Source organism: Massilia sp. BGA-UO-ETr-WB1 (assembly GCF_059567845.1).
This window is the reverse complement of sequence record NZ_JCAQOT010000027.1, coordinates 937,151-963,761: the sequence shown is the minus strand read 5'-3', so window position 1 is coordinate 963,761 and position 26,611 is coordinate 937,151. Positions and strand designations below refer to the sequence as shown.

24 protein-coding genes are annotated in these 26,611 nt (G+C 66.1%); 11 read left to right on the top strand and 13 right to left on the bottom strand.

Annotated elements, in window-relative coordinates; all coding sequences use genetic code 11:
* Positions 1-60 precede the first annotated feature (60 nt).
* Positions 61-1,695: a sialate O-acetylesterase gene (locus tag AC56DV_RS31065; protein WP_496318054.1), complete on the top strand. Its 1,635-nt coding sequence runs from the start codon at positions 61-63 to the stop codon at positions 1,693-1,695.
* On the opposite strand, the gene AC56DV_RS31060 is transcribed toward AC56DV_RS31065, so the two are convergent.
* Both AC56DV_RS31060 and AC56DV_RS31055 read right to left on the bottom strand, forming a co-directional pair.
* A complete protein-coding gene (locus AC56DV_RS31060; protein WP_496318053.1) occupies positions 1,647-2,876 on the bottom strand; it encodes a DUF418 domain-containing protein in 1,230 nt (409 codons plus the stop codon). The two genes, AC56DV_RS31065 and AC56DV_RS31060, sit on opposite strands and share 49 nt — an antisense overlap.
* Positions 2,877-3,004: 128 nt before the next feature.
* The gene (locus AC56DV_RS31055) at positions 3,005-3,520 is read right to left on the bottom strand and encodes an MgtC/SapB family protein (RefSeq protein WP_496318052.1); all 516 of its coding nucleotides are present in this window, start codon (positions 3,518-3,520) and stop codon (positions 3,005-3,007) included.
* Between the two features lie 270 nt (positions 3,521-3,790).
* Here AC56DV_RS31055 and AC56DV_RS31050 point away from each other — a divergent pair, with 270 nt between their 5' ends.
* Genes AC56DV_RS31050 through AC56DV_RS31040 form a run of 3 tightly spaced genes read left to right on the top strand, consistent with a single transcriptional unit; the run spans position 3,791 to position 6,994 of the window.
* Positions 3,791-5,986, top strand: a complete 2,196-nt coding sequence (locus AC56DV_RS31050) for a copper-transporting P-type ATPase (protein WP_496318509.1) — start codon at positions 3,791-3,793, stop codon at positions 5,984-5,986.
* Between the two features lie 34 nt (positions 5,987-6,020).
* Positions 6,021-6,314, top strand: a complete 294-nt coding sequence (locus AC56DV_RS31045; RefSeq protein ID WP_496318051.1) for a DUF2933 domain-containing protein — start codon at positions 6,021-6,023, stop codon at positions 6,312-6,314.
* A 20-nt stretch (positions 6,315-6,334) separates the two neighbouring features.
* Entirely contained in the window at positions 6,335-6,994 is a 660-nt protein-coding gene (locus AC56DV_RS31040) for a methyltransferase family protein (RefSeq protein ID WP_496318050.1), read from the top strand.
* Between the two features lie 133 nt (positions 6,995-7,127).
* Here AC56DV_RS31040 and AC56DV_RS31035 read toward each other — a convergent pair whose 3' ends face one another.
* From AC56DV_RS31035 to AC56DV_RS30985, 11 genes are all read right to left on the bottom strand, one after another.
* Positions 7,128-7,541 carry a hypothetical protein gene (locus AC56DV_RS31035; protein ID WP_496318049.1) on the bottom strand — a complete coding sequence of 138 codons (414 nt, stop codon included), beginning with the start codon at positions 7,539-7,541 and terminating at the stop codon, positions 7,128-7,130.
* A gap of 145 nt (positions 7,542-7,686) precedes the next feature.
* Positions 7,687-8,415, bottom strand: coding sequence for an aquaporin (locus tag AC56DV_RS31030; RefSeq protein ID WP_496318048.1), 729 nt, complete (start codon positions 8,413-8,415; stop codon positions 7,687-7,689).
* Complete coding sequence (locus tag AC56DV_RS31025) at positions 8,412-8,912, bottom strand: arsenate reductase ArsC (protein ID WP_496318047.1); 501 nt, start codon at positions 8,910-8,912, stop codon at positions 8,412-8,414. Before AC56DV_RS31025 ends, AC56DV_RS31030 begins: the two co-directional genes overlap by 4 nt.
* A gap of 13 nt (positions 8,913-8,925) precedes the next feature.
* A complete protein-coding gene (locus tag AC56DV_RS31020) occupies positions 8,926-9,405 on the bottom strand; it encodes an arsenate reductase ArsC (protein WP_496318046.1) in 480 nt (159 codons plus the stop codon).
* A 58-nt stretch (positions 9,406-9,463) separates the two neighbouring features.
* Complete coding sequence (locus AC56DV_RS31015; RefSeq protein WP_496318045.1) at positions 9,464-9,802, bottom strand: ArsR/SmtB family transcription factor; 339 nt, start codon at positions 9,800-9,802, stop codon at positions 9,464-9,466.
* Positions 9,803-9,981: 179 nt separating this feature from the next.
* On the bottom strand, positions 9,982-11,484 hold the full coding sequence (locus tag AC56DV_RS31010; RefSeq protein ID WP_496318044.1) for a PQQ-dependent sugar dehydrogenase: 1,503 nt from the start codon (positions 11,482-11,484) through the stop codon (positions 9,982-9,984).
* Position 11,485: 1 nt separating this feature from the next.
* Positions 11,486-12,028: a manganese efflux pump gene (locus AC56DV_RS31005; protein WP_496318043.1), complete on the bottom strand. Its 543-nt coding sequence runs from the start codon at positions 12,026-12,028 to the stop codon at positions 11,486-11,488.
* Positions 12,025-13,719 carry an outer membrane protein assembly factor BamB family protein gene (locus tag AC56DV_RS31000; protein WP_496318042.1) on the bottom strand — a complete coding sequence of 565 codons (1,695 nt, stop codon included), beginning with the start codon at positions 13,717-13,719 and terminating at the stop codon, positions 12,025-12,027. Before AC56DV_RS31000 ends, AC56DV_RS31005 begins: the two co-directional genes overlap by 4 nt.
* Entirely contained in the window at positions 13,716-14,798 is a 1,083-nt protein-coding gene (locus AC56DV_RS30995) for a ferritin-like domain-containing protein (protein ID WP_496318041.1), read from the bottom strand. The genes AC56DV_RS31000 and AC56DV_RS30995 overlap by 4 nt, the downstream gene beginning before the upstream one ends.
* A gap of 82 nt (positions 14,799-14,880) precedes the next feature.
* Positions 14,881-15,312: a GAF domain-containing protein gene (locus AC56DV_RS30990; protein WP_496318040.1), complete on the bottom strand. Its 432-nt coding sequence runs from the start codon at positions 15,310-15,312 to the stop codon at positions 14,881-14,883.
* 33 nt (positions 15,313-15,345) lie between these two features.
* Positions 15,346-16,776, bottom strand: a complete 1,431-nt coding sequence (locus tag AC56DV_RS30985; protein ID WP_496318039.1) for an alkaline phosphatase family protein — start codon at positions 16,774-16,776, stop codon at positions 15,346-15,348.
* Between the two features lie 637 nt (positions 16,777-17,413).
* On the opposite strand from AC56DV_RS30985, the gene AC56DV_RS30980 reads away from it, so the two are divergent.
* Genes AC56DV_RS30980 through AC56DV_RS30950 form a run of 7 tightly spaced genes read left to right on the top strand, consistent with a single transcriptional unit; the run spans position 17,414 to position 26,611 of the window.
* Complete coding sequence (locus AC56DV_RS30980; RefSeq protein ID WP_496318038.1) at positions 17,414-19,354, top strand: hypothetical protein; 1,941 nt, start codon at positions 17,414-17,416, stop codon at positions 19,352-19,354.
* Positions 19,351-20,391, top strand: coding sequence for a ferritin-like domain-containing protein (locus AC56DV_RS30975; RefSeq protein ID WP_496318037.1), 1,041 nt, complete (start codon positions 19,351-19,353; stop codon positions 20,389-20,391). Before AC56DV_RS30980 ends, AC56DV_RS30975 begins: the two co-directional genes overlap by 4 nt.
* 9 nt (positions 20,392-20,400) lie before the next feature.
* Positions 20,401-22,155 carry a hypothetical protein gene (locus tag AC56DV_RS30970; protein WP_496318036.1) on the top strand — a complete coding sequence of 585 codons (1,755 nt, stop codon included), beginning with the start codon at positions 20,401-20,403 and terminating at the stop codon, positions 22,153-22,155.
* Between the two features lie 34 nt (positions 22,156-22,189).
* The gene (locus AC56DV_RS30965) at positions 22,190-23,299 is read left to right on the top strand and encodes a ferritin-like domain-containing protein (RefSeq protein WP_496318035.1); all 1,110 of its coding nucleotides are present in this window, start codon (positions 22,190-22,192) and stop codon (positions 23,297-23,299) included.
* Positions 23,296-24,501, top strand: coding sequence for a 3-dehydroquinate synthase (locus tag AC56DV_RS30960; protein WP_496318034.1), 1,206 nt, complete (start codon positions 23,296-23,298; stop codon positions 24,499-24,501). Before AC56DV_RS30965 ends, AC56DV_RS30960 begins: the two co-directional genes overlap by 4 nt.
* Complete coding sequence (eboE, locus tag AC56DV_RS30955; RefSeq protein ID WP_496318033.1) at positions 24,492-25,706, top strand: metabolite traffic protein EboE; 1,215 nt, start codon at positions 24,492-24,494, stop codon at positions 25,704-25,706. The genes AC56DV_RS30960 and eboE overlap by 10 nt, the downstream gene beginning before the upstream one ends.
* Entirely contained in the window at positions 25,703-26,611 is a 909-nt protein-coding gene (locus AC56DV_RS30950; protein WP_496318032.1) for a UbiA family prenyltransferase, read from the top strand. The genes eboE and AC56DV_RS30950 overlap by 4 nt, the downstream gene beginning before the upstream one ends.

The window sequence follows — 26,611 nt, the reverse complement described above, 5'->3', positions numbered from 1 at the left end:
GGACCGCATACCCTTTCCGTAACCGCCGGCGGCAGCGGCGGAACCACGCTCAAGGACATCATGATCGGCGACGTCTACCTGTGCGGCGGGCAGTCGAACATGGCGTGTCCGGCGCGGCTATCCACCGGCGCGTGGCCGGATTTCCCCGCCAACCCGGACCTGCGCTTCATCAATATTCAACTCGTCAGCGAACCGGCCGTCCAGGATGATCTGAAACGGCCGGTGGAGTGGAAGGTAGTGTCGCCCAAGACGGCTGGCGAGGCCTCGGCGGTGTGCTATTACATGGCGCGGGCATTGCAGCAGACCCAGAAGGTGCCGGTCGGCTTCATCGGATCGAGCTGGGGCGGCACCACCATCCAGGGCTGGATCGGCGCGTCGTCGCTGAAAACCCTGCCGGCCTACGCCAAACAGCTTGGCGCGCTGGCTGACAAGGCCTCGAATCCATCCAAGGCGATGGCCGACGAAGCGCGCCGGCACGAGCAATGGTGGGACGCGCACGATCCGCAGGCGAAGGCGCAGCAAGCGTGGAGCTTGCCCGGTTTCGACGATGCGGCATGGCCAAGCTTCACGTCGAAGGGATCGTGGAAGGAAGCCGGCGTCGCCGCGTTGGCGGACTTCGACGGCGCTGCGTGGTTCCGGACCAGCGTGATGCTGACCGAGGCGCAGGCCAGGGCCGAGAATGCGGTCCAGCTGGGCCCCATCGATACCTACGACAGCACCTGGGTCAATGGCGTGCGCGTGGGCGGCGGCAGCACCGCGTGGGTATGGCGCGACTACGCGGTTCCCGCAGGCGTATTCAAAGCGGGCCGCAACGTGATCGCCGTCCGCGTGCTCGGTGGCGGTACCGGCGGCGGCCTGACCGGACTGCCGGAACAGCGCGGCATCAAGACCGCCGACGGCCAGTTCATAGCGCTGTCCGCGCCATGGAAATACCGGCTTGGCATGCGCGCGAAAGGTTTGTCGATCCCGCCAGCGCCCTGGGATGTACCGACCAGCCTGTCGACGCTCCACAACGCGATGATCGCGCCGCTGGCCGGCTACAAGTTCAAGCTGGCGGCGTGGTACCAGGGCGAATCCAACACCGGCGCTCCAAAAGAATATGAGACGCTGCTGCCGCTGCTGATCGCCGACTGGCGCAAGACCTTCGCCCAGCCGGAACTGCCTTTCCTGGTAGTCCAGCTCTCCTCGTTCGGCCCGGTAGCGGCCAAGCCCGGGCTATCGAACTGGGCGCAGCTGCGCGAGGCCCAGGCCCGGACCGTCCGGAACGACCGGCATGCCGGCCTGGCCGTCACCATCGACGTGGGCGACCGCACCGACGTTCATCCCCCGCAGAAGGCCGTGGTCGGCGAGCGGCTGGCCCTGGCCGCGCGCGCACTCGCCTACGGCGAAGCGATTGCGCCCGGCGGGCCGGAAGCGGCCGGCGTGACGCGGGCAGGGGACGACCTGGTGGTGAAGTTCAAGAACACCGGCGGCGGCTTGCGCACCTACAGCGCCGGCCATGCGACCGGTTTCGAAGCCTGCGCCGGCGCGGCCTGCGAGTACGTGCTGGCGGTGGCGCAGGGAGATTCTGTGACGCTGAAGGGGGCCAACCGGCCGGGCATAACGCATGTCCGCTATGCCTGGGCCGATGCGCCCTACGTGAATCTCTACAGCACCGAGGACCTGCCTGCGGCGCCGTTCGAGATGGCCTTGTGATCACTGGCGCGGCGGCCGGCCCATGTGGCGCGGTGCCACAGCGCTTCCAGCGGCCCCTGCTTGTGCCGGCTCAACCACCACACGCTGAACCATCCTTGCAGCAGCGCCAGGCCGAGACCGATCAGCAGGCAGTGGCTTGAGCCGGTGACCTTGTACAGGCCGAGGCCGTAGCCGTAGTAGATGAACGACCCCACCACCGACTGCGTGACATAGCTGGTCAGGCTCATGCGCCCCAGCGGCGCGAAGATGCGCAGCATGCGCGCCAGCGAACCGGTCTGGAACAGCAGCACAAGGCCCGACACCAGCACCAGCATGAACGCGAGGTTCGACCAGGTGGCCAGCATGACCGACAGCGGCTCGCGCAGCGCTTCGCCGGCGACCAGGCGGCGCAGCTCCGACTTGGCGGCACACAGGGGCAAGAACAGGATAGCCGCCGCCAGCAGCGTCCTGGTCCAGAAGCGTTTGCTTTCGGGCGACGGCGTGAACAGCGACACGCGCCCGGCCAGCATGCCCAGCATGAACAGCGCCGGCATCTGGAACATGCGCCCGTTCTCCCAGCTCCAGAGCAGCGCCGCCATCCTGCCGTTGGTGAAGTTGCCGTACAAGGTGGCGAGGACCGAGTCGCCACGGAGATAGGCAGTCCCCTTGCCGAAGTATGCCCAGGAGGCCGGGTCCGCCGGCTTGAATTCGGGGTGCTGCAGCGCGTTCACTACAGCCAGCCACTCCAGCGGCTGCAGCATCAGCAGAAGGGCGACCGCAAAAACGGCCTTGTTGCCCAGGCGCGCGACCGGGATCAGCAGCAGCCCGGCGACGGCGTAAAAGGCAAGGATGTCGCCCTGGTAGAACAGGGAATTGACGAGGCCGAATCCGAACAGCAGCACCAGGCGCCAGGCAAAGCGCGCCCGGAAGTCCTCGCCCCGCTGTTGCCGGGAGTGCAACTGGATGAAGAAGGTGACGCCGAACAGCAGCGAGAAGATGGCGTACGATTTGCCGCCGAACAGGAAAAATACAGTGTCCCATATGACGGAATCCAGCGACTGCAGCCACGCCGGCAAGCCTTGCGGCGTGTAGATCAGATCGAAATGCTCGATGTTGTGCACGAGCATGATCGAGACGATGGCGAAGCCTCGCAAGGCATCGATCGCATCAATGCGGGAGGATGTGGCAGGCGTATTTATCATCGCGGACGATGCTAAACCAATGGCACGTATCCGCAAAGCAAAATTGCATGGTTGTCAAAAAACATTAGCGGATATGGCGGTTCTCATGATTCGGGTGCCGGCGGCGGCGCCATTCCGCAGCGCCGGATTCACCTGGGCGTTATATCGTCTTGCTTCTGGCAGGGGTCTGCCTGGGCCTTCTTTCCGGCCCGGCCATGCCGCAGCATGGACAGGATCGCCAGTGCAAACAGCGCGCTCAGCACCGCGGTCGCCTCGCGGCCCATGCCGGCCGCCACGCCGACAGCCGCCGTCAGCCACAGGCCGGCCGCCGTCGTCAGGCCGGTGATGTGACGCTGGTTCTCCTGCTTGAGGATGGCGCCCGCGCCGATGAAGCCGATGCCGGCGGTCACGCCTTGCAGCACCCGCGACAAGTCGGTAATGGCCATCCCGGCCTGCAGCGGAACCAGCACGAACAACGCCGAACCAAGCGACACCAGCATATAGGTGCGCAGCCCGGCCGAGGCGCCGACAGACTCGCGCTCGTAACCCAGCACCGCACCCAGCGCCACCGCCACGGTCAGGCGGATGCAGACGCGGGTGATGTCGGAGACCTCACCCAGGTCGGAGAATTCCTGTTCCACGGTTGCCCATATCTGCGCCCACATGCTTGCCTCGAGATAGTTTGCTTCGATGGCTAATTGTAGAGCAGGGCGGCGTTGGGGACCGCCACGGTGGCGAGAAGGCCAAGCGGTCTCTTGTGCTGGAGTCGTCCGGCTCGATCACCGCCACGCCTGCGCATTTCCCCGCAATTTGACTTACGTCAAAGTCTTGGGTAGCTAGCTGCGGCTAGAGTGGTGGACGACATCGTCAATGTGCATCACGACGCGACAACCAGCGCATTGCCCGCCCAGTCGGCGACACATCAAGGAATTGAAATGCATCCAGCTTCAACACCCAAGGACCCGGTCCGCAGGAGGGATGTTACGGAGCAAGGCGGCTCAGCCCCAGCTCCGCCCAGCCCGCACGCGGGCGGAGCGGCACCCGGCGTGGTCTATACGTGTCCAATGCATCCGGAAATCCGCGTCGACCATCCGGGCAACTGTCCTAAGTGCGGCATGACCCTGGAACCTGCGATCCCCGAGCCGGGTGACGACGACAATCCGGAACTTCGGGATTTCACGCGCCGATTCTGGTGGACGCTGCCCCTCACGGTCATGGTGACCGTGCTGGCGATGTTCGGGCATCAGCTGGAGCTGATGGAGCTCCGGACCCAGACCTGGATGGAATTGATCCTCGCGCTGCCGATCGTGCTATGGGCAGGGTGGCCATTTTTCGTACGCGGCGCGCAATCTGTGCGCAACCGCAGCCTCAACATGTGGACCCTGATCGGGCTCGGCACCGGCGCCGCCTTTGTCTACAGCGTGGTGGCGACGGCCGCGCCGCACTTGTTTCCCGCGACGTTCATATCGATGGGGCGCGTCGGGGTGTACTACGAGGCAGCGGCGGTCATTATCTCGCTGACCTTGCTCGGCCAGATGCTCGAGCTGAAGGCGCGTTCGCGGACCTCGGCAGCCATCAAATCGCTGCTGGGATTGGCGCCGAAAACCGCGCGCCGCATCAATGCCGACGGCAGCGAAGACGATGTGCCGCTCGCGCATGTTCATGCAGGCGACACGCTGCGGGTGCGCCCCGGTGAAAAGGTACCGGTCGACGGAGTCGTGCTGGAGGGCAGCAGCGCCGTCGACGAATCGATGTTGACGGGCGAGCCGATCCCGGTGACCAAGCGCGCGGGCGACAAGGTGATCGGCGCCACGCTCAATGCCAGCGGCGCGCTGGTGATGCGTTCCGAAACCGTCGGATCGCAAACCGTGCTGGCCCAGATCGTACAAATGGTCGCCAATGCCCAGCGCTCCAAGGCGCCAATGCAGCGCATGGCCGACGTCGTCGCCAGGTACTTCGTCAGCGGCGTGATCGCGATCGCGGCGCTGACCTTCTTTGCCTGGGGCCTGTTCGGCCCGCAACCGAGTTGGGTCTACGGGCTCATCAATGCGGTGGCCGTACTCATCATCGCCTGCCCGTGCGCGCTCGGCCTGGCGACGCCGATGTCGATCATGGTCGCCACCGGCAAGGCGGCGACCCACGGCGTGCTGTTCCGCGACGCCGCCGCGATCGAAAAGCTGCGCGAGGTCGACACCATCATCGTCGACAAGACTGGTACGCTCACTGAAGGCAAGCCCGCCTTCGAACGCGCCTGCGCCGCCGCCGGCTTTTCCGAGGACGAGGTCTTGCGCCTGGCCGCCAGTCTCGACCAGGGCAGCGAGCATCCGCTGGCCGAGGCCATCGTGCGCGCGGCCCGCGAGCGCGGGCTGGTGCTCGATAAGCCCGAGGCGTTCGAGTCGAGCAGCGGCATCGGCGTGCGTGGCAGCATCAAAGGCCAGCAGCTTGCCCTCGGCAATACCGCCCTGATGACCGGGATTGGCGTGGACGTGGCGCCCATGACGCCGGCTGCCGAGGCCCTGCGACTGGAGGGCGCGAGCGTGATGCACCTGGCGGTCGACGGCCGCCTGGCCGGGCTGCTGGCGGTGTCGGATCCGATCAAGGCCAGCACGCGCGAGGCGCTGGACACGCTGGCAGCGGCTTCGATACGCGTAGTCATGGCCACCGGCGACGGCGTCACAACCGCCACCTCTGTCGGCAAGCGCCTCGGAATCGACGAAGTGCACGGCGAGGTCAAGCCGGGCGACAAGCTGGTCCTGGTCGAACAGCTGCAGCGCGAGGGACGCGTCGTGGCGATGGCAGGCGACGGCATCAACGACGCGCCCGCCCTGGCGCGGGCCGACGTCGGCATCGCGATGGGCACGGGGACCGACGTGGCGATGAACAGCGCCCAAGTGACGCTGGTGAAAGGAGATTTGCGCGGGATCGCGACAGCACGCCAGATCTCGGTGGACACCGTCGCCAACATGAAGCAGAACCTGCTGTTCGCCCTGGTCTACAACGCGCTCGGCGTTCCGATAGCGGCCGGCGTGCTCTATCCCCTGACCGGATGGCTGCTCTCGCCGCTCATCGCAGCGGTGGCAATGAGCCTCAGTTCCGCTTCCGTGATAGGCAACGCTTTGCGGCTCAGATGAGCACAACCGGATACTCACACGCCTTGGAGGCATTATGGATACGCCATCTCGCAATCATGCCAACGCACGCGGCCGCTCGGCCGGGCGATGGGTGTTCTGGGGCTTCGCCCTCGTCGCCTCCTACTTCCTGTATACCGAGCACCGTGACCATCTGCTAGCAGCCCTGCCGTACCTGCTTCTGGCCGCATGTCCCCTGATGCATCTGTTTCACCACCATGGCGGGCATCGGCATCACCACGCCGGCGAGGCCGAAGAGGAGAGGGGGCGGCCGGAGGCGAATCGCGACCCGGCTGCCGGGCGCGCCACGTGGGAACACCACGATCGTTAGAACCACTCGGGAGCTTCATCATGGATCATTCCAACGCCGCGCCGGCCTACGGCCTGTGGTCGCTTGTCATCATCAATTCGCTGGTTTTCATCGTTTTCGCGTTCAGCTTCGCCAGGCCGCGGAGCCCGCGTGACTGGCGCTCCTTCGGCGCCTTTTCGGCCTTTCTGGTGGCGCTGTTTACAGAGATGTACGGTTTTCCGCTGACAATCTACGTGTTGATGCCATGGCTGTCCGAGCGTTTCCCAGGCATCGATTTCCTGTCGCACGATGCCGGACACTTACTGGAGACCATGTTCGGATGGCGGATCAATCCGCATTTCGGGCCCTTCCATCTAGCCAGCAACATCCTGATCATTGCCGGCTTTTTCCTGCTGTCGAGCTCGTGGAGTGTGCTGTACCGCGCGCAGCGCACGCACGCGCTGGCCACCAGCGGTCCGTACGCCAGAATCCGGCATCCGCAGTATGTGGCCTTCGTCGTGATCATGTTTGGCTTCCTGCTGCAGTGGCCGACGCTGGTGACACTGTTGATGTTTCCTATCCTGGTATTCGCCTATGCCCGGCTGGCGCGCAACGAGGAATTGTGGGCCTTGAAGGAGTTCGGCGAGAAGTACCGGCGTTACCGCGACCGCACCCCCGCCTTTGTGCCACGGCTCGGACGGCGCACCGACGCCAATGCCTGAGTGGCCGGGCGCGCCCGGCCGGACGGCGGACATGCGAGCCGGGCCATCGCGATGGCGAGTCCGACGGAAAGCTTGCCGGCCCGAACTCGAGCAGCGCCCGGGTCCGGTGCCGATGCGGGACAAGCCGATAAGACTACTTGCCCGGTGGCGTGGCGGCATCCATACGGTCAAGCATCATTTGCATCATCGCTTTCATCATGTCCATTTGCTTGTGCATCGCCTGCGGCGACATGGCCTTGGGGCCGGAGGAGCCCGCGCCCATCATACCGTCCATCATCGCCATGCCTTCCCGCATGGCTTTCATGTGTTCGGCCATCAGCGCTTTGCGCTCCTCCGGCGTCTTGGCATTCATCATCCTCTCGTGCATGTCGCGCATGACTTTCATATGCGCGTCCATCTTCGCAGTATCAACGGCTGGCTTCGCCGGCGCCTTGGCCGGCGCGGAGGCTGCCGGATGATGCTCCTCATGCTGGGGTGGCTCGGGCGAGAACGCGAAGCTGGGCGCGCTCAGCGCAAGTGCGAGCGGTAGGGTATAGAACGAGTTCATGCGTTTCTCCAGGAAATGTCGATCAAACCACGGCTGAAGGAGACATGGTGACAAGGTTCATCCTACCGATTCGTACTTGAAGATTGATTGATCTAGGTCAAAATGGCCCCAGGCGCCACTGGGTGACGTTCCAGGTCAGGAATGGTCATGCTTGCCGGTCCTCCAGTGCGGGGGCAAAGTCGCCGGGGGCCACCGTGCCGGCCACCGTTGCGTTGGCCGGCGTCGCCGGGTACAGCCAGCAAAACACCAGCGTCGCCGCCGTGGCGCCGGCCAGCTGGGCCAGGATGAAGCCCGGCGCATCCGTCGGGCGGATGCCGGCGAAGGTGTTGCTGGCACTGCGCGCCAGCGTCACGGCCGGGTTGGCGAACGAGGTCGACGCGGTGAACCAGTACGCCGCCGTGATGTAGGCCGCCACCGCGAACGGGGTGATGGCCGGCCGGCTGCGCGAGCAGCCGATGATCACGCCGATTAGCCCGAAGGTCGCCACGAATTCGCTCCACCACTGCGACGGGCCGGTGCGCGCATGCTCGGAGGCGAAGAACAGCGCCTCGCCGAACATGCCGTGGGCGGCCGCCACGCCGGCGAAGGCGCCGGCAACTTGCGCCGCGATGTAGGGCAGCACCTCGCGGGTCGGAACGTTCTTCTGCCAGGCTTCGGACAAGGTCACGGCCGGATTGAAGTGCGCGCCGGAGATGGTGCCGAACATCAGGATCAGTGCCACCAGCCCGGCGCCGGTGGCGATGGTGTTGGCCAGCAGCGCTATCGCCACGTTGCCGCCAGCAAGGCGTTCGGCCATGATGCCCGAGCCGACCACCACCGCCAGCAGCAGCGCCGTGCCCAGGCCTTCGGCCACCAGACGCCGGGCCAGGCTCATGGCTGTACCTCGCCGATCTTGTCCAATTCGCGCTTCAGGGCCAGCTTGTCCAGCTTCTCCAGCGGCAGGCTGCGGAAGATGTCCAGGCGCGTCTTGATCTCGCGGCAGACGGTGGCGAATTCGTGGCGGATGTCGGCAGTCGAGCCCACGGCCGCTGCGGGATCGCGGAAGCCCCAGTGCGCGGTGACCGGCTGGCCGGGCCAGAATGGGCAGACTTCACCGGCCGCCTTGTCGCACACCGTGATCACGAAGTCCATGACGGGCGCGCCGGCGGCGGCAAACTCGTCCCAGGATTTGCTGCGCAAGTCGCCCGGGGTGTAGCCGATGGCGGCGATCTGTTCCAAGGCAAATGGATTGACCGCGCCGGCGGGGTGGCTGCCTGCGCTGAAAGCGCGGAAGCGGCCGCTGCCGGCGCCGTTCAGCAAGGCTTCAGCCATAATGCTGCGCGCCGAATTGCCGGTGCACAGGAACAGCACGTTGTAAGTCTTCTCGCTCATGATGCTCTCCAGGTTAGGCTTGCAGGGTGCCGATGCGGTCCAGCTCGACTTTCATGCGCGCTGGATCCTTCTTCAACTCTTCCAGCGGCAGCGCGAAGAACGCTTCGATGCGCGCGCGCAGCGTGCGGTAGGCGTGCATGAAGGAGGCGTCGATTTCCTCATCGGTGCCGGTGGCGTGGGCAGGGTCTTCCACACCCCAGTGCGCGCGCATGACCGGCCCCAGGTAGGCCGGGCACTCTTCGCCGGCGGCGCTGCCGCATACGGTGATGACGATGTCCGGCGTGACCGGCAGATTGTCCCAGGACTTGCTGTGGTAGCCCTCGGTGGAGATCCCCTCGCGCGCCAGCAGGGCCAGCGAACGCGGGTGGATATAGCCGGCCGGCTTGCTGCCCGCGCTGACGGCGTGCCAGCCTTCAGGGGCCAGGTGGTTGAAGGTGGCTTCGCCCAAGATGGAGCGGCAGGAGTTTCCGGTGCAAAGGATTAGTACGTTCATGAGAGATTCCTGTTGGGGTGTAAATTTGACGGGCCGGCTGTTACGCCAGTGCCGGCTGTTACGCCAGTGCCTTCTTTGGCGCGCAAGCGGTCACGGAGGGGGGCGCGCAGCTGGCTCCGCCACAGCAGTTGTCGGTCAAAAAGGCAAGCAAGCCGTTCATGGTGTCGAAGTTGGCGCTGTAGATGACAAAGCGGCCGTCCTGGCGTGCCGTCACCAAGCCGGCGTGGGCCAACTCCTTCAGGTGGAACGACAGCGACGACGGCGGCATGTCCAGATGCTCGGCGATCCTGCTCGCCGCCAGCCCTTGCGGACCGGTTTGCACCAGCAGCCGGAAGGCGCTCAAGCGCGATTCCTGCGCCAGTGCCGCCAGCGCCGCCAGAATGTCTTTGGTTTCCATCTTGCTCACTCAATTCGATAGTTTTACGATGATCGAAATATTACGCCAAATTTTCCGATCGCAACGACAATTCGAATAATATCGAACTTTCTTGACAGCTTGATGACATCGGCGTTAGTGCGGGTTCGTCGCGGCGCCAACCAGGCCAGCTACCGCCGCGTACGGCTGTTCATGCCTTGTCACGCCGGGAAACCGGCCTTGATCCACTGGTCGAACAGGGCGATCTGCTCGGCCGTGAGCGGTGGATAGGGCGGCGGCGGCATGCCGCCGCCGTTGGCGATGTTTTGCTGGATCGCGCTGTGGTTGCTCATGACATCCTCATACTTGGCCAGGTCCATCCGCCACATCATCGAGGCGCGGAACTGGCGGAACAGCGGAGCGATGTCGCGTTCGAACGATACCTCGGCCATGGGACTTTCCTCCATAAAGTTTGCGGGCAGTTTCCACACCCGGCCGCTGCCGGCGGTGGCGGCGATGCTTTTGTCGAGCCGGAATTCGAAGTGGCCGAAGTCGACCACGTAAGCCGTCGCCGAGTGGGCGCAGAACACGATGTCGATCGGCCGGCTCAGCGGCAGCGGCGGCAAGGGATGCAGCGACCAGTCGGCCGGCGACACGCGCACCAGATTGCGGCCGGCGGTGCGGCCCGGCGGCCCGGTCATCGGCCGCTCGTCGCCGAACTGCGCCACCACCAGGTCGCCCACATGGGCCGGAAAATGTGCCGGGATCTGCGCCAGCTTCACCGCGCAGGCGTTGACGTCGAAATCGAGCAACGCCCGGCGCGGCGGCGGCAGGCTGGCGTGCTCGCTCAGCACAAAGCTGGGCAGCGTACCGTCCGGCGCACGGAAGCGTTCATCGGTGACCGGCGTGCCGCCGTAGTAATCGGGCCAGCCGTACCAGGCGCCCGGTTCGATGTGGTACAGAAAATCGGGACACTCGGACACCGGCCGCACCCCGCGCGCGTCGGCGCCCTGGTCGGTGGCCAGCAAGCGGCCGTCGGCCAGGAAGCAAAGCCCGAAGCCGTTGCGCACGCCCCATGCCACCAGTTCCAGCTTGCCGCCGTCGAGGTCGCAGCGCATCACCGACGAGGTGCACGGCAGGCAGGCCGGCACGCGCGTGCCTTCGGGCAGTACCGTGCCCCAGGAGGTAAAGGCGCCGGTGCGCGCGGTTTCAGCGGGCGCGCCTTCGACGGCCGGGGTGGTGGCGGCAAAGCCGGCCAGCGTGATGTCGTAGCCGGGCAGGTCATAGTTGTGCTGGATTTTTTTCAGCCAGGCCAGGTCGTTGGAATCGGCGCCGATCACGCCGCTGTTGGTCATGGCGCCCTGGCTGAAGTACAGCTTGCCGTCCGGCCCCACCAGCGCCATGTTGGTGTGGTAGTTGCCGAAGCCGGGCAGGCCGTCGATGATGACGCTGTGCTCGCCGGTCGACAGGTCGTAGCGGCTGATGCGGCCCGGATTGCCGCCCTCGGAGACGATCAGCGCGCCGGCATGCCAGGTCAGCCCGTTGACCGGCGCGCGCAGGCCTTGCAGCAGCACGGTCTTGGCGCCGTCAGCGCCGATGCGCGAGACGCTGCCGCCGGGCGGCGCGCCGCCGAAGGGCAGGCCCGATTCGGCGATGTAGATGGTGTCGGCGTCGTCCAGCGCGATGCTGGTGGGGAAGTTGAGGTGATCGACAAAGGGCTGCATCTCAATTGGTATCCATCATAACCGTGCGTATCGATAGGAAGCACAGGTAGCCGCCGACCAGCAGCTCCACCCGCGCCGGCAAGAAGCGCCGCAGCCAGGCCCCGGCGTACAAGCCCAGGCAGGACATGGCGCCGCTGATGCAGCCGATCGCGACGGCCGAACTGAGCAGCGGCGCCTGGCTCAGGCCGATACCGGTGCCGGCCAGCAGATTGTCCAGGCTCAGCGTGAGCGGCAGGCCGAACAGGAAGGCCGGCTGCTCGACCACTTCCGCCACCCATCCGCGCCGCCACGCCATGAACAGGATGGCGGCGCCGCAGGCCAGCACCAGCAGCGGCGCGGCGCGGTTGACGAAACCGGAGAAGGTCGCCAACAGCGCATGCCCGAGCAGCAACCCGGCCACCGCGCCGAGGATTTCGCTGGCGCCGAAGCAGGCCGCCAGCAGATGCAGGCGGCGGCGCGCCAGCGGCAGCAGGCCCAGCGAGGAGCACACTTGCAGATTGTCCAGGCCGGCGAGCACGCCGAACACGACAATGTCGACGCTCATGGCGCCGCCTTCACCTGAGCGCCGCCGGGCGCCAGTCCGTAGATGCGCAGCACGCCGCCGGCCCGGCCGAACACCAGCGCGCCGGCCACCAGGTAGTCGCCCGAGACCGCCGGGCCCAGGCAATAGCCGTAGCCGCCGTTCATGCCGCCGGTCTGTTGGCCCAGCTGGTCCTGCCACAGCATGCGGCCGCTGTAGGCGTCGAAACCGTACAGGGCGATTTTCGAGGTGGCGAAAAACACCAGGTCGTTGACTACTACCGGCGAGCTCAGGCCCGATTCGCCGGGCGTGCGGTACATCGGCGGCTGGGCCTCGATGTAGAGGCGCGGATTGCTGTGGTCCATCTCCCAGGCGTCCTGCAGGGTTTCCCAGTCCAGCGCGCGCATGAAGGGCGTGGTCTTGTAATCGATGCCGGCTTCGACATTGTGGTAGTTGTTGCCGCCCACCCCGATGTACAGCCGGCCCAGATCGGCGTGCACGGCGGCGGTGCTGTAGGTGCCGGAATAATTCTCCTGGTCCTCGTCGTCGGAGACGTAGTTGGGCACCAGCGGATCGAGGCGCGCATCGTTCGGGCCCACGTGCGGATCGACGCTGGGGATTTGGGTGCCGTCATTATAGTAGGGCAGCAACTGGCGCCAGCGCAGCAGTTCCATGGTGGCCGCGTCGAGCACGAAATAGCCGCCGTTCTTGCAGCCCGCGCCGACCACCCGGCGGCCGTTGACGGTGTACAGCGTGGGCGAGCCGCCGAAGTCCACATCGACATCCGTGGCGCGGTAGCTGCTCTCCGGCGGCGGCTGGAAGAAGCCGCGGAACGCGCCGCTGGCCGCGTCCAGCGCCAGGATGCCGTTGGAGAAGCCCTTCGACGGCAGGGCCGAATCGGGCGAGGGATTACCGGTCGCGCAATACAGGCGGTTGAGCTTGTCGTCGTAGGCGATCGAGGACCACACCGAGCCGCCGCGGATGGCGGGATTGCACGGCCCGCGCGAGAACGGCGCCTTGGGATCGGCCGGCAGCGCGTCCGGCGGCAGCACGTTGGGCAGGTTGGGCACGCCTTCCTCATACTGGCAGGTGCAATAGATCCAGTTGATGTCGCCGCTGCCGGCGTCCAGGCTGTAGACGAAGCCGTAGCAACCGGGATTTTCTCCTTCGCCCATGCCGACATAGACGCTGCCGTTGGCGTCCACCACCACCGGCGAGCTCCAGCCGGCCGCCGGCGGATAGCCGGCCACGCCGGGATTGGTCACCGGCTGGTTATGGGCGCTGTCCGCGTTGCGCAGGTCGGTGACCCATTGCAGCGTGAGGCCGCCCGTTTCCAGGCAATAGAACTTGCCGTTGAAGGCGCTGAAATACAGCAGGCTGCCACTGACGGCGGGGGGGCAGCCCATGCCCATGAAGCCGTGCGAATCGCCGTCGGCCGGATCGATGGCCCATTCGAATTGCGCGACGATGGCCCCGCTGGCCAGTTCGATCTTGAGCAGTTTGCCGCCGTTGGCGCCCGGCAGGTCGTGGTTGTTGGCCAGGCCGACGTACATATAGCCGTCCACCAGCGCCGGCACCGACAGCACCGGTCCGGGTATCTCGACATCGTGCAGCAGGGTCAGGGACGCTATCGTGTGGCGGCCGATGCGGCTGCCTTCGACCAGGCCGGTGTGGGCTTGGTCGCCATGGAACATCGACCAGTTGCCGGGCTTCATGCGAACTCCTTCACCGGCTGCGCGGCCGCCGGCACGGGTGTGTACTCGAAGGTCGGGCCTGCGGTCATACCGGGCACGATTTCGCTACTCATCAGCACCATGGCCTGCTGGCGTAGCGCCTGCATCGCCAGTAGCGCGGGAGCGAGGTGGTCCGGCCGGCCGTTGAAGACCTTTTCCAGCTCTTGCAGCATGCGCGTGTAGCCGGCGTTGAAGGTGTCGTTCAGGCTGCGCAGGCGCGGCTTTTCGTCGTAGTCGCTGGCTTGCGGATTGGTCACCACCGGCCAGACTCCAGCCGGATCGAAGGCGATGGCGTGGCCGGCGTAGGCCCACGGCGGCGCGTCCGGCAGCGGCGAGGGATTCTCGATCAGCTTGCGGCCGTAGTAGATTTCTTCGTAGCGGTAGTAGTGCGCCAGTTCGTGTTCGGGGTCCAGCGGGGAAGTCGGACTGCCTTCGCCCTGCGCCACGATCAGGTTTATCGCGGCCTGCGCCGATTGCTCGTCCGTCACCGCCATGGTTCGCAGGGCGCCGAAGCCGGTGGTCAGTTGCAGCGCGGCCGCGCCGGTGAAGATGTTGCCCAGCTTGCACAGGGCCGCGATCTCATCCTTGATGCCCTGGTAGAACATGCCGATGGTGATGTTTTCCGGCTGCGCCGCCAGCAGCGGGAGGTGCGGAAAATGCAGCGGGTCTTCCGGCTCCTCGATCGCCATGAACACTTCGTACACCAGCTGCTTGGACAGCGGCGCCAGCGGCACGATCAGGCTGGCGTCCACGCTGCCGGGCAGGGGGCCGGGATAGTGCGGCAAAAAGTTCGGGTCGTCCAGCTTGGGGGCGCCGCCGATCGCGTTGAGCACATTGCAGTCGAGCGCCATGTGCAGCATCTCCTGCAGCATCACCGAGCGGATGATGGCGGCCACTTCCAGGTTGCAGCCCGGCTTGATCGAGTAGAGCGCGTACAGGTACGGCGGTATGGTCGAATGCTCCAGCTCGATCGCCTGTTGCAGCGTGTGGCGCAGCTTGTGCAGGCGCTCTTCGAACGTGCCCTCGGGCGAGGGCAGCAGCGCGCGGTTTAACAGGATCATCGCTCTCTCCATCATCGTTGCATCAAGGTGGCGCAGGCGCGGGGCCGGCGCGTGCCGGGCGACAGTGCGGGGGCGGACGCGCTCAGTGGGCCGTGGGCAGCTGTTCGAGCGCCTCCGCGCGGTCGCGGATGGCCTGCTCGATCTCGGGCGTGACCACGCCGGCGGTGGCCCAGGCGATGCCGACCACCGCCACCACCTCGCCGTCCGCGCCGCCGAGCGGGACCGCGATGGCGGCCTGCGCATCGACCGCGCGCGCGCCCAGCTTGATGTTGCCGCTGCTGTCGGTCTGCAGGTCGCAGGTCTGCACGGCCTTGCCGCTGGTCTGCGCGATGCCGGCCATGCCTTTGCCGCGCGGCAGATCGGCCACGTGGGCGATCACGGGCGGCGGAATGCGGAATGCCGCGCTCAGGCGCAGCCCGGTGCCGTTGAGTACGTGCACGGTGCCGGCCACGCCGTCGACGGCGGCGATGGTCTCTTCCAGCCAGCGCTGGTGGGTGTCGTTACGTTCATACATATCGTCTCCAGAAAGTGAAGAACTGCCTTGTGTTCACGCCGCCGCGGCCGGGCGGGCCTGTTCCTGTGCATGTTGCGCATTCTCCGCGCCGAAGATCACGCCCAGCGCGATGTCCTTGACCTCGGTGGCGGCCACCGGACCGGCCGCGAAGGCCGTCGGCCAATCGGCCATGATCAGCGGGCCGGCCTGCGGATCGTCGACCGGGCGGCCGTGCGAGCCCTTGACCACGGTGGCGTCCAGCCCGATCACATTCATCAGCACGCGCAGGCCCAGCTTGCGCTTGAGCAGGCGGCTGGCCACGGCCAGCCTGGGGAAGCGGATCGCAGGATCGACGAACAACTCCGCCGGGTCGTAGCCGGGCTTGCGGTGGATCTCGACGGTGCGCGCGAAATCGGGCGCGCGCGCGTCGTCCAGCCAGTAGTAGTAGCTGAACCAGGAGTGCGCGTCGGCCATCACCACCAGCTCGCCGGAGCGCGGGTGGTCCAGGCCGGCCTGCGCGCGCTCGTTGCCGCGCCAGACCGACTCCACCCCGTCGATGTCGGCTAGCAAACGGCGCACCGGTTCGATATCGTCCGGCTGCGCCACGTAGATATGCGCGATCTGGTGGTCGGCGACGGCGAAGGCGCGCGAGGCGATCGGGTCCAGCAGCTCCGCGCCATCCTCCACGCGCACCGCCAGATAGCCGGCGTTGCGCAGATGGCGGTTCAGGTGCACGGCCCGGTCCACCTCGGTGATGCCGTATTCGGACAGCACCAGCACGCGCCGGCCGGCCTTCTGCGCATGGGCGATCAGGTCGCCGGCCACCGCGTCCACTTCGCGCAGCGCGCGCGCCACGGCGGGATGCGCAGGGTCCGGGCCGTGGCGTTGCAGGTCGTAGTCCAGATGGGGCAGATAGGCCAGCGTCAGCGTGGCGTTCTGTTCGGCCATTGACAGCTTGGCGGCCTCGGCGATCCAGCGGGTGGAGGCGATCGAGGTGGCCGGCCCCCAGAAATGAAACAGCGGAAAAGCGCCCAGCCGCGCCGTCAGCTCGGTGCGCCAGGATGGAGGCTTGGTGTAGCAGTCGGGCAGCTTGCGGCCGTCGGCCTTGTAGATCGGACGCGGCGTGGCGCCGAAATCGTGGCTGGACGCCATGTTGTACCACCAGAACAGGTTGGCGCAGTTGAAGTTGGGATCGCGCCGCTTGGCGCTGTCCCACAGCTTGTCGCCGGCCACCAACTGGTTGGACTGGCGCCAGAAAAGGATTTCCGCCAGGTCGCGAAAGTACCAGCCGTTGCCGACGATGCCGTGTTCGGAGGGCAGGGCGCCGGTCAGCAAAGTCGCTTGCACGCTGCAGGTGACGGCCGGGGTGATGCTGGTCATCGGACGCATGGAACCGGCGGCCGCCAGCGCGCTCAGGTGGGGCGTCAGCGGCCCGAGATGGCCAGGCGTGAGTCCGACGATATTTAACACAAGCAGCGGTTGCATATTCATCCTTTTCCGTATGAGTAGGACTGCGGCCTGAAAACCCGATGCAATGGCGGACTTATTTTCCATTAATTTAAATTAAATACGCAACAAAAAACAAGTTGTCGCATTTTTATTACACTTTGGGCGATTGTGACAATGTGCGTATTTTCTAAAAAAAATCAAATGTATAGTTTTGGTACTTTGCAATGTTGATAACAACAATCCGAATTACTGCAATTTGCTAGTTACTCCAATGTTTTATTAATGAATATGCTGCTTATGAAATACCCTGACCGGACCTTATTAGGACAGCTGCATGCGGCTTGCAATCCGGCTCTTCGCGTCGCTGCCATTGGGGCTGAATATACAGACTGCGCATTATGTCCCTGTACCGCCGGGAGCCCACCCTGGGAATTAAAGAATTTCGATAAAGAAATGGTTTATTCCGGGAAGTACTTTTATCGCTATTATCAGCCGTGCGGCTATCTCTATTCAAGCCAGAAAGAGATTCATTATCTGGAGCGATGTAAGACCATCCCTCCGATACCTGCGCCGCCATTTCAGATCGCTACGCTCGCTTTTTAAATCAGGCGATCCGTTGTCATGTAAATGTTCCATCCGAGCTTGATCCACCACAACCCCAGGGAGCGGTCTGATGAGCTATCTCGATGTCCCCCGCATGAATTTCTTCGGCTATTTCCAGGCCGATGTCTCGACCATCAACAACACCACGCAGTACTACGACAACGACACCTTCAAGCCGGAATACCAGTGGCCCGATGAATATCCGCCCGGCGGGGGCCATGTGGTGCTGGGCGGCTGGAATCCGGAAGGGACGGGCTCGTTCCGCCTGATCGACTGCAAAGTGAGCGGCGGCCGCCTGGGCAAGCGCGAGCTGCTCACGCCGCAGGACGATCCGGTGATCGGCATGGTGCTCGACAACGCCAGCCAGCGCGTGTCCGGCAAGCTGGTCGATCTCGATCCCGAACAGCAGGCCGTGTCGCAAATCTGGGGCATGCGGGTGCGGCTGGCCGACGCCGCGTCCGGCGCCCTGTTCAGCGGGGAGTATGAGACGGCGGCCTTCATCAACCTGTGGCGGCGCCAGCAGACCGGCGTGTTCGGCGATCAGCAACTGGCCGCCGTCTACCACTCGGTGCTGCGCCAGGTCGACTGGCCCGGGGCGCATGACTCGGCGCTGCTGCACGCCTTGCGCGAGGCCAGCGACGATGGTTGCCTGTCGATCAACATGAATGTCTACGGCTACGGCCGTGATCCGGCGATTCCCCGCTACACGCTCGGCCACGTGGTGGGCAGCATCGGCCCGTATCGCCGCGGCGCGCCCAAGCACTTCGTGGTGGGCCGCCAGATGACCAACGCCTTGACCAACCCGACCGTGCCGCCCCATGGCGTGTATGACTTTACCTGCGTGGTGAACGAGGCCAACCGCACCCTGAGCGCGGATTTCGGCAACTGCCTGCCGATCAAGAGTGCCGACGGCGGCTTCGAGGATGTCGGCCAGCTGTTGCTGGCGCTGGCCAAGATCGATGCGCCCGGCGTGCTCGACACGGTGACCGCGGCTGAGGTCGAGATCCTGGGCGAGGTCGATTACCGCCGCGACCAGCCGGCTCAGCAGCACGACTGGTATCACGCCACCGCCGGCATCGTCGACCTGGATTACGGCGCGGCCGGCGCCTGGGCCGCAGAGCACATCGCCGACCGGCCGCTGTTGCTGCTGACGCCGGCGCCCGTGGTCCCCGGCGCGGCGCCGGCCTACCAGGTGGTGGTGCAGGAATCGATCAACGGCCTGTACGCGCGTTCGGACGATTTCGTCTGCCGCCTCGATCCCGATCAGACCGTCCATGTCGATTTTCACGTTTCGCGCTTCGGCAAGCCCCACGCGGCGCGGCTGCTGCTGGTCCAAACGGCGGGCATGCTGGGCGGCGATCCCACCGATCCGCCGATCAACGTCGGCTTCCAGCCGACCTACCCGTGGCATGTGGACAGCGGCCCGGACGGCAAGGCGGTGTTGCCGATCCGTGCGCCGGCGGAGGGCGCGGGCAATCCGCGCGGTTATCTCGACGGCCAGCTCTATGGTATCGGCTACGTCATCGCCGGCCAACCGTCGAACGTGCCGAGCAATCCTTGGAACTTCATCAGCGTGCTGGCCTTCGACCGCATCGATATGCCCGCGCAGCCGACCTGGTATGCCGACATCCGGCCGATCTTCAAGCAGTACGCCAACCTATATCCGATCATGAGCCGCCACCTGATCGAACTGGGCGATTACGAATCGGTGATCCCGCACGTGCGCATCCTCGACATGGCTTTTTCGCTGCCGCGCAGCGATCCGAACCACATGCCGGTCACGCGCGACCTGTCGGACGCCAAGCGCGACATGATACTCAGGTGGCTGCGCGTACCGGGCGCCGACGGCCTTCCTCTGAAGGGCGTGGCGCCGCCGGGCAAGACGGTGCTGCGCGCCGCGTCCACCCCGCCTGCCGCCGTCGCCGCGCCGCCAACGCTGGGACCGCTGCAAACGGCCGGCAAGACCTCCTACCTGATGAACCGCGTCGCCGTGCTGGGGAGTAAGCCATGATCAAGCTGCAAAGCCTCTATGTCGACCAAGTGCTGACCGCCGCGACCCGCGCCGATCTATACGATTCGCTGCAACACGCGATCGAGCTGGAGCACTCGACCATTCCGCCCTACCTGACCGCCGCGCTGTCCTTCAAATCCGTCAGGAACCACGAAATCTCCGGGCTGATACGCGCCATCACCGGGCAGGAAATGCTGCACATGTGCATAGTCTGCAATATCCTGATCGCGCTGGGCGGCAAACCGCAGATCGACAAGGCCGGCTTCGTGCCAGAGTATCCGGGGCCTCTGCCGATGCATATCGGCGGCGCCGAGTTTCTGGTCGGCATCGAGGCGTTCTCCATCCCGCTGGTGAAGAACACCTTCATGGTCATAGAGGAGCCGGAGCATCCGATACCGGTGGAAAAATCGCTACTGTTCTCCGACGAGGAGGACTACCGCACCATCGGCCAGTTCTACGACGCGCTCAAGCAAAAGCTGACCGAACTGGGCGACGACGCCTTCGATCCGCACTCGGTGGCGCGCCAGGTGGTGCGCGGCAAATGGTTCCCGGAAGACCAGCTGTTCCCCATCGTGAACGTGGACACGGCCTGCCGCGCCATCGACATCATCGTGCTGCAGGGCGAGGGCACCAGCACCAGTCCTTTCGAGAGCGGCGACACGCTGGCCCATTACTACCGCTTCGGCGAGATCGAAGCCGGCCGGCGCCTGATCCCGAAGGAGGGCGGCGGCTACGTCTACGGCGGCGCGCCGATACCCTTCGACAAAGAGGACGTCTATCCGCTCAAGCCCAACTGCAAGCTGGCCGACTTCCATCCCGGCACCCAGGCGCACACGCGGCTCACCCAGTTCAACTACACCTATAACAGCCTGCTGCGCGCGCTGCACGCCTGCTTCAACGGCGCGCCGGACACGCTCGACACCGCCATCGGCGTGATGTACAGCCTGCGCCTGGAAGCGGTGGCGCTGATGCAAACCCCGGTGTCGCCCGGTTCGCCGCAGACGGTCGGCCCGAGCTACGAATACCAAAAAATCTGAGGAGATCGCATGAGTTATCTGCATCTGCCCCGGCTGGCGTTTTCCGGCCGTTTCCAGGCCGACGTCTCGACCGTCAACAACGACCCGCGCCACTTCGACAGCAACAATTTCGAGAAAAACTTCCAGGACCTGCAGGATGGCGGGAACTACAACGGCTGGTGGAACCCGGTCGGCACCGGCATCTTCCGCTTCCAGGATTGCGCGGTGCGCAGCGTGGTCGGCCGGTCCGGCGAGGTGCAGAGCGCGCCGGGGCTGGACCCCGTGCTCGGCCTCATCGTCGGCAACGCGCCGGGCCGCGCCTCGGGCAAGCTGGTCGATCTCGATCCCGACTGGCAGCTGGCCTCCAACCTCTACGGCCTGGGCGTGTCGCTGGCGCTGCCGGACGGACGCGTGGTGATGCACGCCGACTACGAGCCCAACCCGTTCCGCGACCTGTGGTTCGCGCGCTGCAACGGCAAGGGCGACATGGGCGCCTCGGCCATGTTCCAGTCACGCCTGAGCAACATCGTCTGGCAGCTGGACGGCCTCGACAGCCCGTTCTTCGACCAGCTGCGCGAAGCCGGCGAGCGCGATTATCTCTCGATCCGCCTGAGCACCTATGGCTACAACACCAATTACGGCCAGCCGACCTTCGGCTACGGCACGCTGCTCGGCGCCATCGGGCCGTCCCACGCGGACGAGCCGCGTTCCTTCGTGCTGGGACGGCGCTTCATGCCCACCACCACCAATGCCGCGCTGGACGTGGCCAGCTCGCAGGGCCTGGGCTGTTTCAGCGCCGCCTACGAGCAGGGCAGTGGCGCGCTGCAACTGAACCAGTCCGGCATCCAGGCGATCGCGCTGCCGCCGGCCGTGCGCGAGAAGATGAACGATCTGCCACTGGCGCTGGTGCGCGAACCGGACGAGCACGGCAACGCCGTTATCGAGCTGCGCGAGGCGCTGCTGGGCCGCGAGCTGCGGCCGGACACTTTCACCTTCCGGCTCGACGCCAACGACGGCGGCGTGAAGCACGCCGGCACCACGTTTTACGCCGCGCGCTACGGCGTGCCGATCGCCGGCGCGGAGCTGGCTTTCTGGGTGTCGGCGCCCGCGGTCGATATGGCCAACACGCCGGTCAGCGCCTCGGCCAAGGCCCAGCCCAGGGCGCTGCTGCCGGTGAATAACGTGCCGGCCTTCGCGCTCAGGATCCATCCCGAACGGCCGGTCACCAACGCGGCGGGCAAGGCGGACGTGTGTCTGCAAGGGCCGGATTACATGGGCACGCCGCGCGAATACATGGACGGCCAGCTGTACACGGTGTGCTACAACTTCGCCGGCAACGATCCGGCGGTGCAGCAGCCCTACGACCGGCTGGCCGTGGTGGTGTTCAGCACGCAGCCGCCTTGCCCGTCGCCGACCTGGGACGACGTGCAGCCCATCCTCAAGCAGTACGCCGACCTGTATCCGGTCATGAGCCAGGGCCTGTTCGATTTCTCGGTGAAGGAGCAGGCCGACGCCAACGCCTTCATCCTGCGCTATGTGCTCGACAAGAGCGAGGACGACCCGGACCAGATGCCGGTCACGCGCGATCTGTCGTCGGCCAGGCGCGCGCGCCTGATCGCCTACTTCGACCAGGTGCTGGCGACCCAGGGCCGGGGGAGCAACACGCTGGCCATGTTCGGCAAGCGCTGTCCGACGCGCGGCGCCGCGGCGTTGCGTCCGCAGCCGGAGGCCCTGGCGGCACCGTCGGCGCCGCTGCCCGGCAAATCGCGCAGCAATCCCGCTTGACGAGCGCGCCGATACTCCAGACAAGGAAAGCCAGATGATACGGATAAGCGAAAAATATCTCACGGCGCTGGCCGGGACGGACCAGCTGGACGACGTGCGCCAGTCGCTGGCCCAGGCGGTGCAGCTGGAGCTGGCCACCATACCGGTGTATCTGACCGCCTCGTTCTCGCTCAAGCAAAACAGCAACCGTGAGGCGGGCGCGCTGGTGCAGGCCGTGGTGGTGCAGGAGATGCTGCACCTCACGCTGGCCTGCAATGCCCTGATCGCCATCGGCGGCACGCCGCGCATCGCCGCCGCCGGCGCGGCGCTGCGGTTTCCCGGTACGCTGCCGCTGTCGATCGACGACGGACTCACAGTCAAGCTGGCGGCGCTGACCGTCAAGCAGGTGCGCGACGTGCTCATGGCGATTGAAAAGCCGGACTCCGAAGACATCCTGCCGGGCGAGAGCGAACCGAATCCGCCGCCGAGCAAGCCGGGCGAATATGGCTCGATCGGGGATTTCTACCAGGCCGTGATCGCGGCGCTCGCGCGTTTGCAGGAAGAGGGCAAGCGCTGTTTCGAGCATCCGCGCCTGGAGCGGCAAGTCGATATCGCCAAGTGGTTTCCGCCCACCGGCAGCGCATACGCGGACGGCAAAGTCTTCGACCTCGAATCGGCCGCAGCCGCGCTTAACACCATCATCGCGCAGGGCGAGGGCACGCCGGTGGGCAAGGAGTTCTCGCCGTTCGACGCCGACGGCGGCTACGGCCACTACTTCATGTTCGGCGAGATTTTTCACGGCCGACGATTGCAGCGCGACGCCGGCGCGCCGTCGGGCTGGTCGTACAGCGGTGAGGCCGTGCCGCTCGATGCGTCCATGGTCTACGCGCTGAAGGAAAACGCCGCGCTCAGCGACTACACACCAGGCAGCGGCGCGTATATCGCCGGCGAGCAGTTCTACGCCACCTATCAGCGCCTGCTTAACGCGTTGGATACCGTCTTCAACGGCCATCCGGAGGCGCTCAACTCCGCGCTGGGCATCATGTATGAACTTAAGCTGGTGGCGCAAAAAGTGATGCAGTTCCCGGCCAGCGCCAGTACGCCCGCCGTGATCGCCGCACCGCCGTTCATGCTCACGCGCGCGCCGGCGCAGGGGAGCGCATGAGCTCCGTACCGCAAGCGGCCGCCGCCGGCGAATGGCAGGATCACAGCTTTACGGTCAGCTACGCGCTGCCGGTGGTGTTCACGCGCGACGCGTTCGCGCTGGATAATCCGCACCTGCGCGACATGCTGGCGTTGCGCGAGCCGCATCGGCGTCACCGCATCGCCGTGTTCGCGGACGAAGGCGTGCTGGCGGCGATGCCGCAACTGGCCGCGAACATCGCGGCCTACGCGCAAGCGCATGCCGCGTCGTTGGACCTGGTCGGCGAAGTGGTCGCTGTACCGGGCGGCGAAGGCTGCAAGAACGATTCCGCTATGCTGGAACGGCTGCTGGCCGTGATGTCCGAACGCGCCATCGACCGCCATTCCTACGTGCTGGCGGTAGGCGGCGGTGCGCTGCTGGACACGGTCGGTTACGCGGCCAGCATCTTCCATCGCGGCGTGCGGCATATCCGCATGCCCAGCACCGTGCTGGCGCAGGGGGACAGCGGCGTGGGCGTGAAGAACGCCATCAACTGGCACGGCCAGAAAAACCTGCTCGGCACCTTCAGCCCTCCGTGGGGCGTGATCAACGACGCCGCCCTGATCGACTTGCTGCCGGCGCGCGAAAAACGCGCCGGCATGGCCGAGGCGGTCAAGGTCGCGCTGATACGCGACGGCGCCTTCTTCGTCTCGCTGGAACAGCAGGCGGGCGCGCTGGCGCAATTCGCCGCCGCGCCGCTGGCCGCCTTGATACAGCGCTCGGCGGCCCTGCATCTGCGCCAGATCGCCGGCGCGGGCGATCCGTTCGAGCGCGGTTCGGCGCGTCCGCTGGATTACGGCCACTGGTCGGCGCACAAGCTGGAAAGGATGAGTGGCCACGCGCTTTCGCATGGCGAAGCGGTGGCCATCGGCCTGGCGCTGGATGCTCGCTATTCGGTGTTGGCCGGGCTGCTGCCGGTCGGCGAGGACGTGCGGGTGCACCGCCTGCTCACGCGGCTGGGGTTCTGCCTGTGGCATGAACAGCTGGCGGTGCGCCACGCGGACGGCGATCTCATCGTTCTCGACGGCCTGCGTGAGTTCCGTGAACATCTGGGCGGCGAGCTGACGATCACGCTGCTATCCGCCATCGGCACCGGCGTCGAGGTGCACTGGATGGACAGCGGTTTGATCGAGGCCGCGATACGCTGGCTGGACCGGAAAAGAGGGGAGAGCGCATGCGTCTGAAGCTGCAAGAGCGGGCACTGCACCTGAGCTACTGCACGAACATCCACGCCGGCGAGGGCTGGGACGAGGTCAGCGCTAGCCTGGATGAATATGTGCCGGCGATCCGCAGCGGCCTGTCATCCCCGCGTGCGGCGGGACTGCCCTTCGGCATCGGCCTGCGCCTGTCGGGCCGCGCCGTGCAGGCGCTGGGCGCGCCGGCAGCCATCGACGCGTTCAAGGCGCAGCTGGCGCGGCTGGATGCCTACGTCTTCACTATCAACGCTTTCCCGTATGGCCCGTTCCACGGCACGCGCGTCAAGCAGCAGGTGTATCTGCCGGACTGGCGCGACCCGGCGCGCCTGGACTACACAGTGCGCGCCGCCCGCATACTGGCGCAGCTTCTGCCGCCCGGTGTGGACGGCAGCATCTCCACGGTGCCTGGCGCGTTCCGCAGCGAGGCCTCGGCGCCGGCCCACCGTGCATCGATCGCCGCGCAGCTGGTGCGCACGGCGGCCGAACTGGCCATCCTCGAACGCGACACCGGCAAGCGCATCGCCCTGGCGCTGGAGCCGGAACCGGCCTGCATGCTGGAGACGGTGGACGACACGCTGGAATTCTTCGCCGCCGGCCTGTTCAACGCGGACGCCTGCGGCATGATGGCCGCGCTCGCCGGCGTCGAACGGGGACAGGCGCGCCAGCTGCTGCAACGCCATATGGGCGTGTGCTACGACGTATGCCACGCGGCGGTGGAATTCGAAGACCCGGTGGAAGGACTGCGCAAGCTGGCGGCGGCCGGCATCGCCGTGCCGAAGATACAGCTATCGAGCGCGCTGCGCATCGAACGCATGCACGCGGGCTTGGTCGATGCGGTGGCCGCGCTGGAAGACGGCGTCTATCTGCACCAGGTAGTGGTGCGCGGTGACGCCGGCTTGCAGCGCTTCGACGACCTGCCCGAGGCGTTGGCCGCGTTCCTGCGCGGCGAGGCGCAGGGCGAGTGGCGCATACATTGCCACGTGCCGGTTTTCCTCGCTGGATATGGCGCATTGGGATCGACGCGCGAGCCACTGAGCGCGGTGCTGCAAGCCTTGCCGTCCATGGCGCAGCTGCCGCATCTGGAAGTGGAAACCTATACATGGGACGTGCTGCCGCCGGCCCTGCGCAGCACCGGCAAGGCCGAAGCGATCGCGCGTGAACTGGAATTTGTCATCAAGGAGCTGGCGCCATGAATAGTGTGATCCGCAAAATGCCACCGCTCGGCGTGTATCTGCGGCTGGGCCGCGTGTCCAACCTGCCCACCGTGTGGACGAATGTGTTGGCGGGCACCGTGCTCGGTGGCGGGACTGCCGCCGCCGCGCAGCCGCGCATGCTGATCGTCGGCGCGGCCATCTCGGCGTTCTACGTGGCCGGCATGTATCTCAACGATGCGTTCGACCGCGCCATCGACGCGCGTGAGCGGCCGGGCCGTCCTATTCCGTCCGGCGACATCGGCGCGGTGACGGTGTTCGGCATCGGCTTCACGCTGCTGGCGCTGGGCATGGCCGCGCTGACGCTATGCGGCGCGGAGGCCGCGCTGGCCGGCATCGTACTGGCCGTGACCATCGTGGTGTACGACATCTGGCACAAGGGCAATCCTTGCAGCCCGCTGATCATGGGACTGTGCCGCGCACTGGTGTACCTGACCGCCGCTGCGGCGGCCAGCGGATCGCCGGCGGGAACCGGCGCGGGCATGGGCCTGCCGCTGGCGGCGGCCGCCGTCGCCGTGCTGGCGCATATCGCCGGCCTGACCTACGCCGCCAAGCAGGAGGCGCTGGACCGCGTGGAACGCTACTGGCCATTGGCCATGCTGGCACTGCCGATACTGTTTTACGTGCAGGCCTCGCTGGCGTCGGCGTCGCTGCTGGCGGTTTTGCCCATGCTGGCGCTGAGCTATGCCAACGTCGCTGCGGTGCGGCTGCTGGTGCGGCGCAAACCAGGCGACGTACCAAGCGCAGTTGGCCAACTGATCGCCGCCACCTCGCTGCTGGACGCCATGGTCCTCGCATCGGCCGGCGGCGGCGTTGGTTTGCTGCTCGCCTGCGGCTTGGCCTACGTCTGCACACGGCTGCTGCAACGCGTGATTCCCGGCACCTGA

Coding starts and splice junctions, on each gene's coding strand:
- AC56DV_RS30965 (WP_496318035.1), top strand. CDS start 22,190: ATGATACGGATAAGCGAAAAATATCTCACGGCGCTGGCCGGGACGGAC.
- AC56DV_RS30990 (WP_496318040.1), bottom strand. CDS start 15,312: ATGTATGAACGTAACGACACCCACCAGCGCTGGCTGGAAGAGACCATC.
- AC56DV_RS31035 (WP_496318049.1), bottom strand. CDS start 7,541: ATGAACTCGTTCTATACCCTACCGCTCGCACTTGCGCTGAGCGCGCCC.
- AC56DV_RS31000 (WP_496318042.1), bottom strand. CDS start 13,719: ATGAAGCCCGGCAACTGGTCGATGTTCCATGGCGACCAAGCCCACACC.
- AC56DV_RS31050 (WP_496318509.1), top strand. CDS start 3,791: ATGCATCCAGCTTCAACACCCAAGGACCCGGTCCGCAGGAGGGATGTT.
- AC56DV_RS31005 (WP_496318043.1), bottom strand. CDS start 12,028: ATGAGCGTCGACATTGTCGTGTTCGGCGTGCTCGCCGGCCTGGACAAT.
- AC56DV_RS30970 (WP_496318036.1), top strand. CDS start 20,401: ATGAGTTATCTGCATCTGCCCCGGCTGGCGTTTTCCGGCCGTTTCCAG.
- AC56DV_RS31040 (WP_496318050.1), top strand. CDS start 6,335: ATGGATCATTCCAACGCCGCGCCGGCCTACGGCCTGTGGTCGCTTGTC.
- AC56DV_RS31045 (WP_496318051.1), top strand. CDS start 6,021: ATGGATACGCCATCTCGCAATCATGCCAACGCACGCGGCCGCTCGGCC.
- AC56DV_RS31065 (WP_496318054.1), top strand. CDS start 61: ATGATCGGCGACGTCTACCTGTGCGGCGGGCAGTCGAACATGGCGTGT.
- AC56DV_RS31060 (WP_496318053.1), bottom strand. CDS start 2,876: ATGATAAATACGCCTGCCACATCCTCCCGCATTGATGCGATCGATGCC.
- AC56DV_RS30980 (WP_496318038.1), top strand. CDS start 17,414: ATGAGCTATCTCGATGTCCCCCGCATGAATTTCTTCGGCTATTTCCAG.
- AC56DV_RS30950 (WP_496318032.1), top strand. CDS start 25,703: ATGAATAGTGTGATCCGCAAAATGCCACCGCTCGGCGTGTATCTGCGG.
- AC56DV_RS31030 (WP_496318048.1), bottom strand. CDS start 8,415: ATGAGCCTGGCCCGGCGTCTGGTGGCCGAAGGCCTGGGCACGGCGCTG.
- eboE (WP_496318033.1), top strand. CDS start 24,492: ATGCGTCTGAAGCTGCAAGAGCGGGCACTGCACCTGAGCTACTGCACG.
- AC56DV_RS30995 (WP_496318041.1), bottom strand. CDS start 14,798: ATGATCCTGTTAAACCGCGCGCTGCTGCCCTCGCCCGAGGGCACGTTC.
- AC56DV_RS31015 (WP_496318045.1), bottom strand. CDS start 9,802: ATGGAAACCAAAGACATTCTGGCGGCGCTGGCGGCACTGGCGCAGGAA.
- AC56DV_RS30960 (WP_496318034.1), top strand. CDS start 23,296: ATGAGCTCCGTACCGCAAGCGGCCGCCGCCGGCGAATGGCAGGATCAC.
- AC56DV_RS31010 (WP_496318044.1), bottom strand. CDS start 11,484: ATGCAGCCCTTTGTCGATCACCTCAACTTCCCCACCAGCATCGCGCTG.
- AC56DV_RS31055 (WP_496318052.1), bottom strand. CDS start 3,520: ATGTGGGCGCAGATATGGGCAACCGTGGAACAGGAATTCTCCGACCTG.
- AC56DV_RS30975 (WP_496318037.1), top strand. CDS start 19,351: ATGATCAAGCTGCAAAGCCTCTATGTCGACCAAGTGCTGACCGCCGCG.
- AC56DV_RS31025 (WP_496318047.1), bottom strand. CDS start 8,912: ATGAGCGAGAAGACTTACAACGTGCTGTTCCTGTGCACCGGCAATTCG.
- AC56DV_RS30985 (WP_496318039.1), bottom strand. CDS start 16,776: ATGCAACCGCTGCTTGTGTTAAATATCGTCGGACTCACGCCTGGCCAT.
- AC56DV_RS31020 (WP_496318046.1), bottom strand. CDS start 9,405: ATGAACGTACTAATCCTTTGCACCGGAAACTCCTGCCGCTCCATCTTG.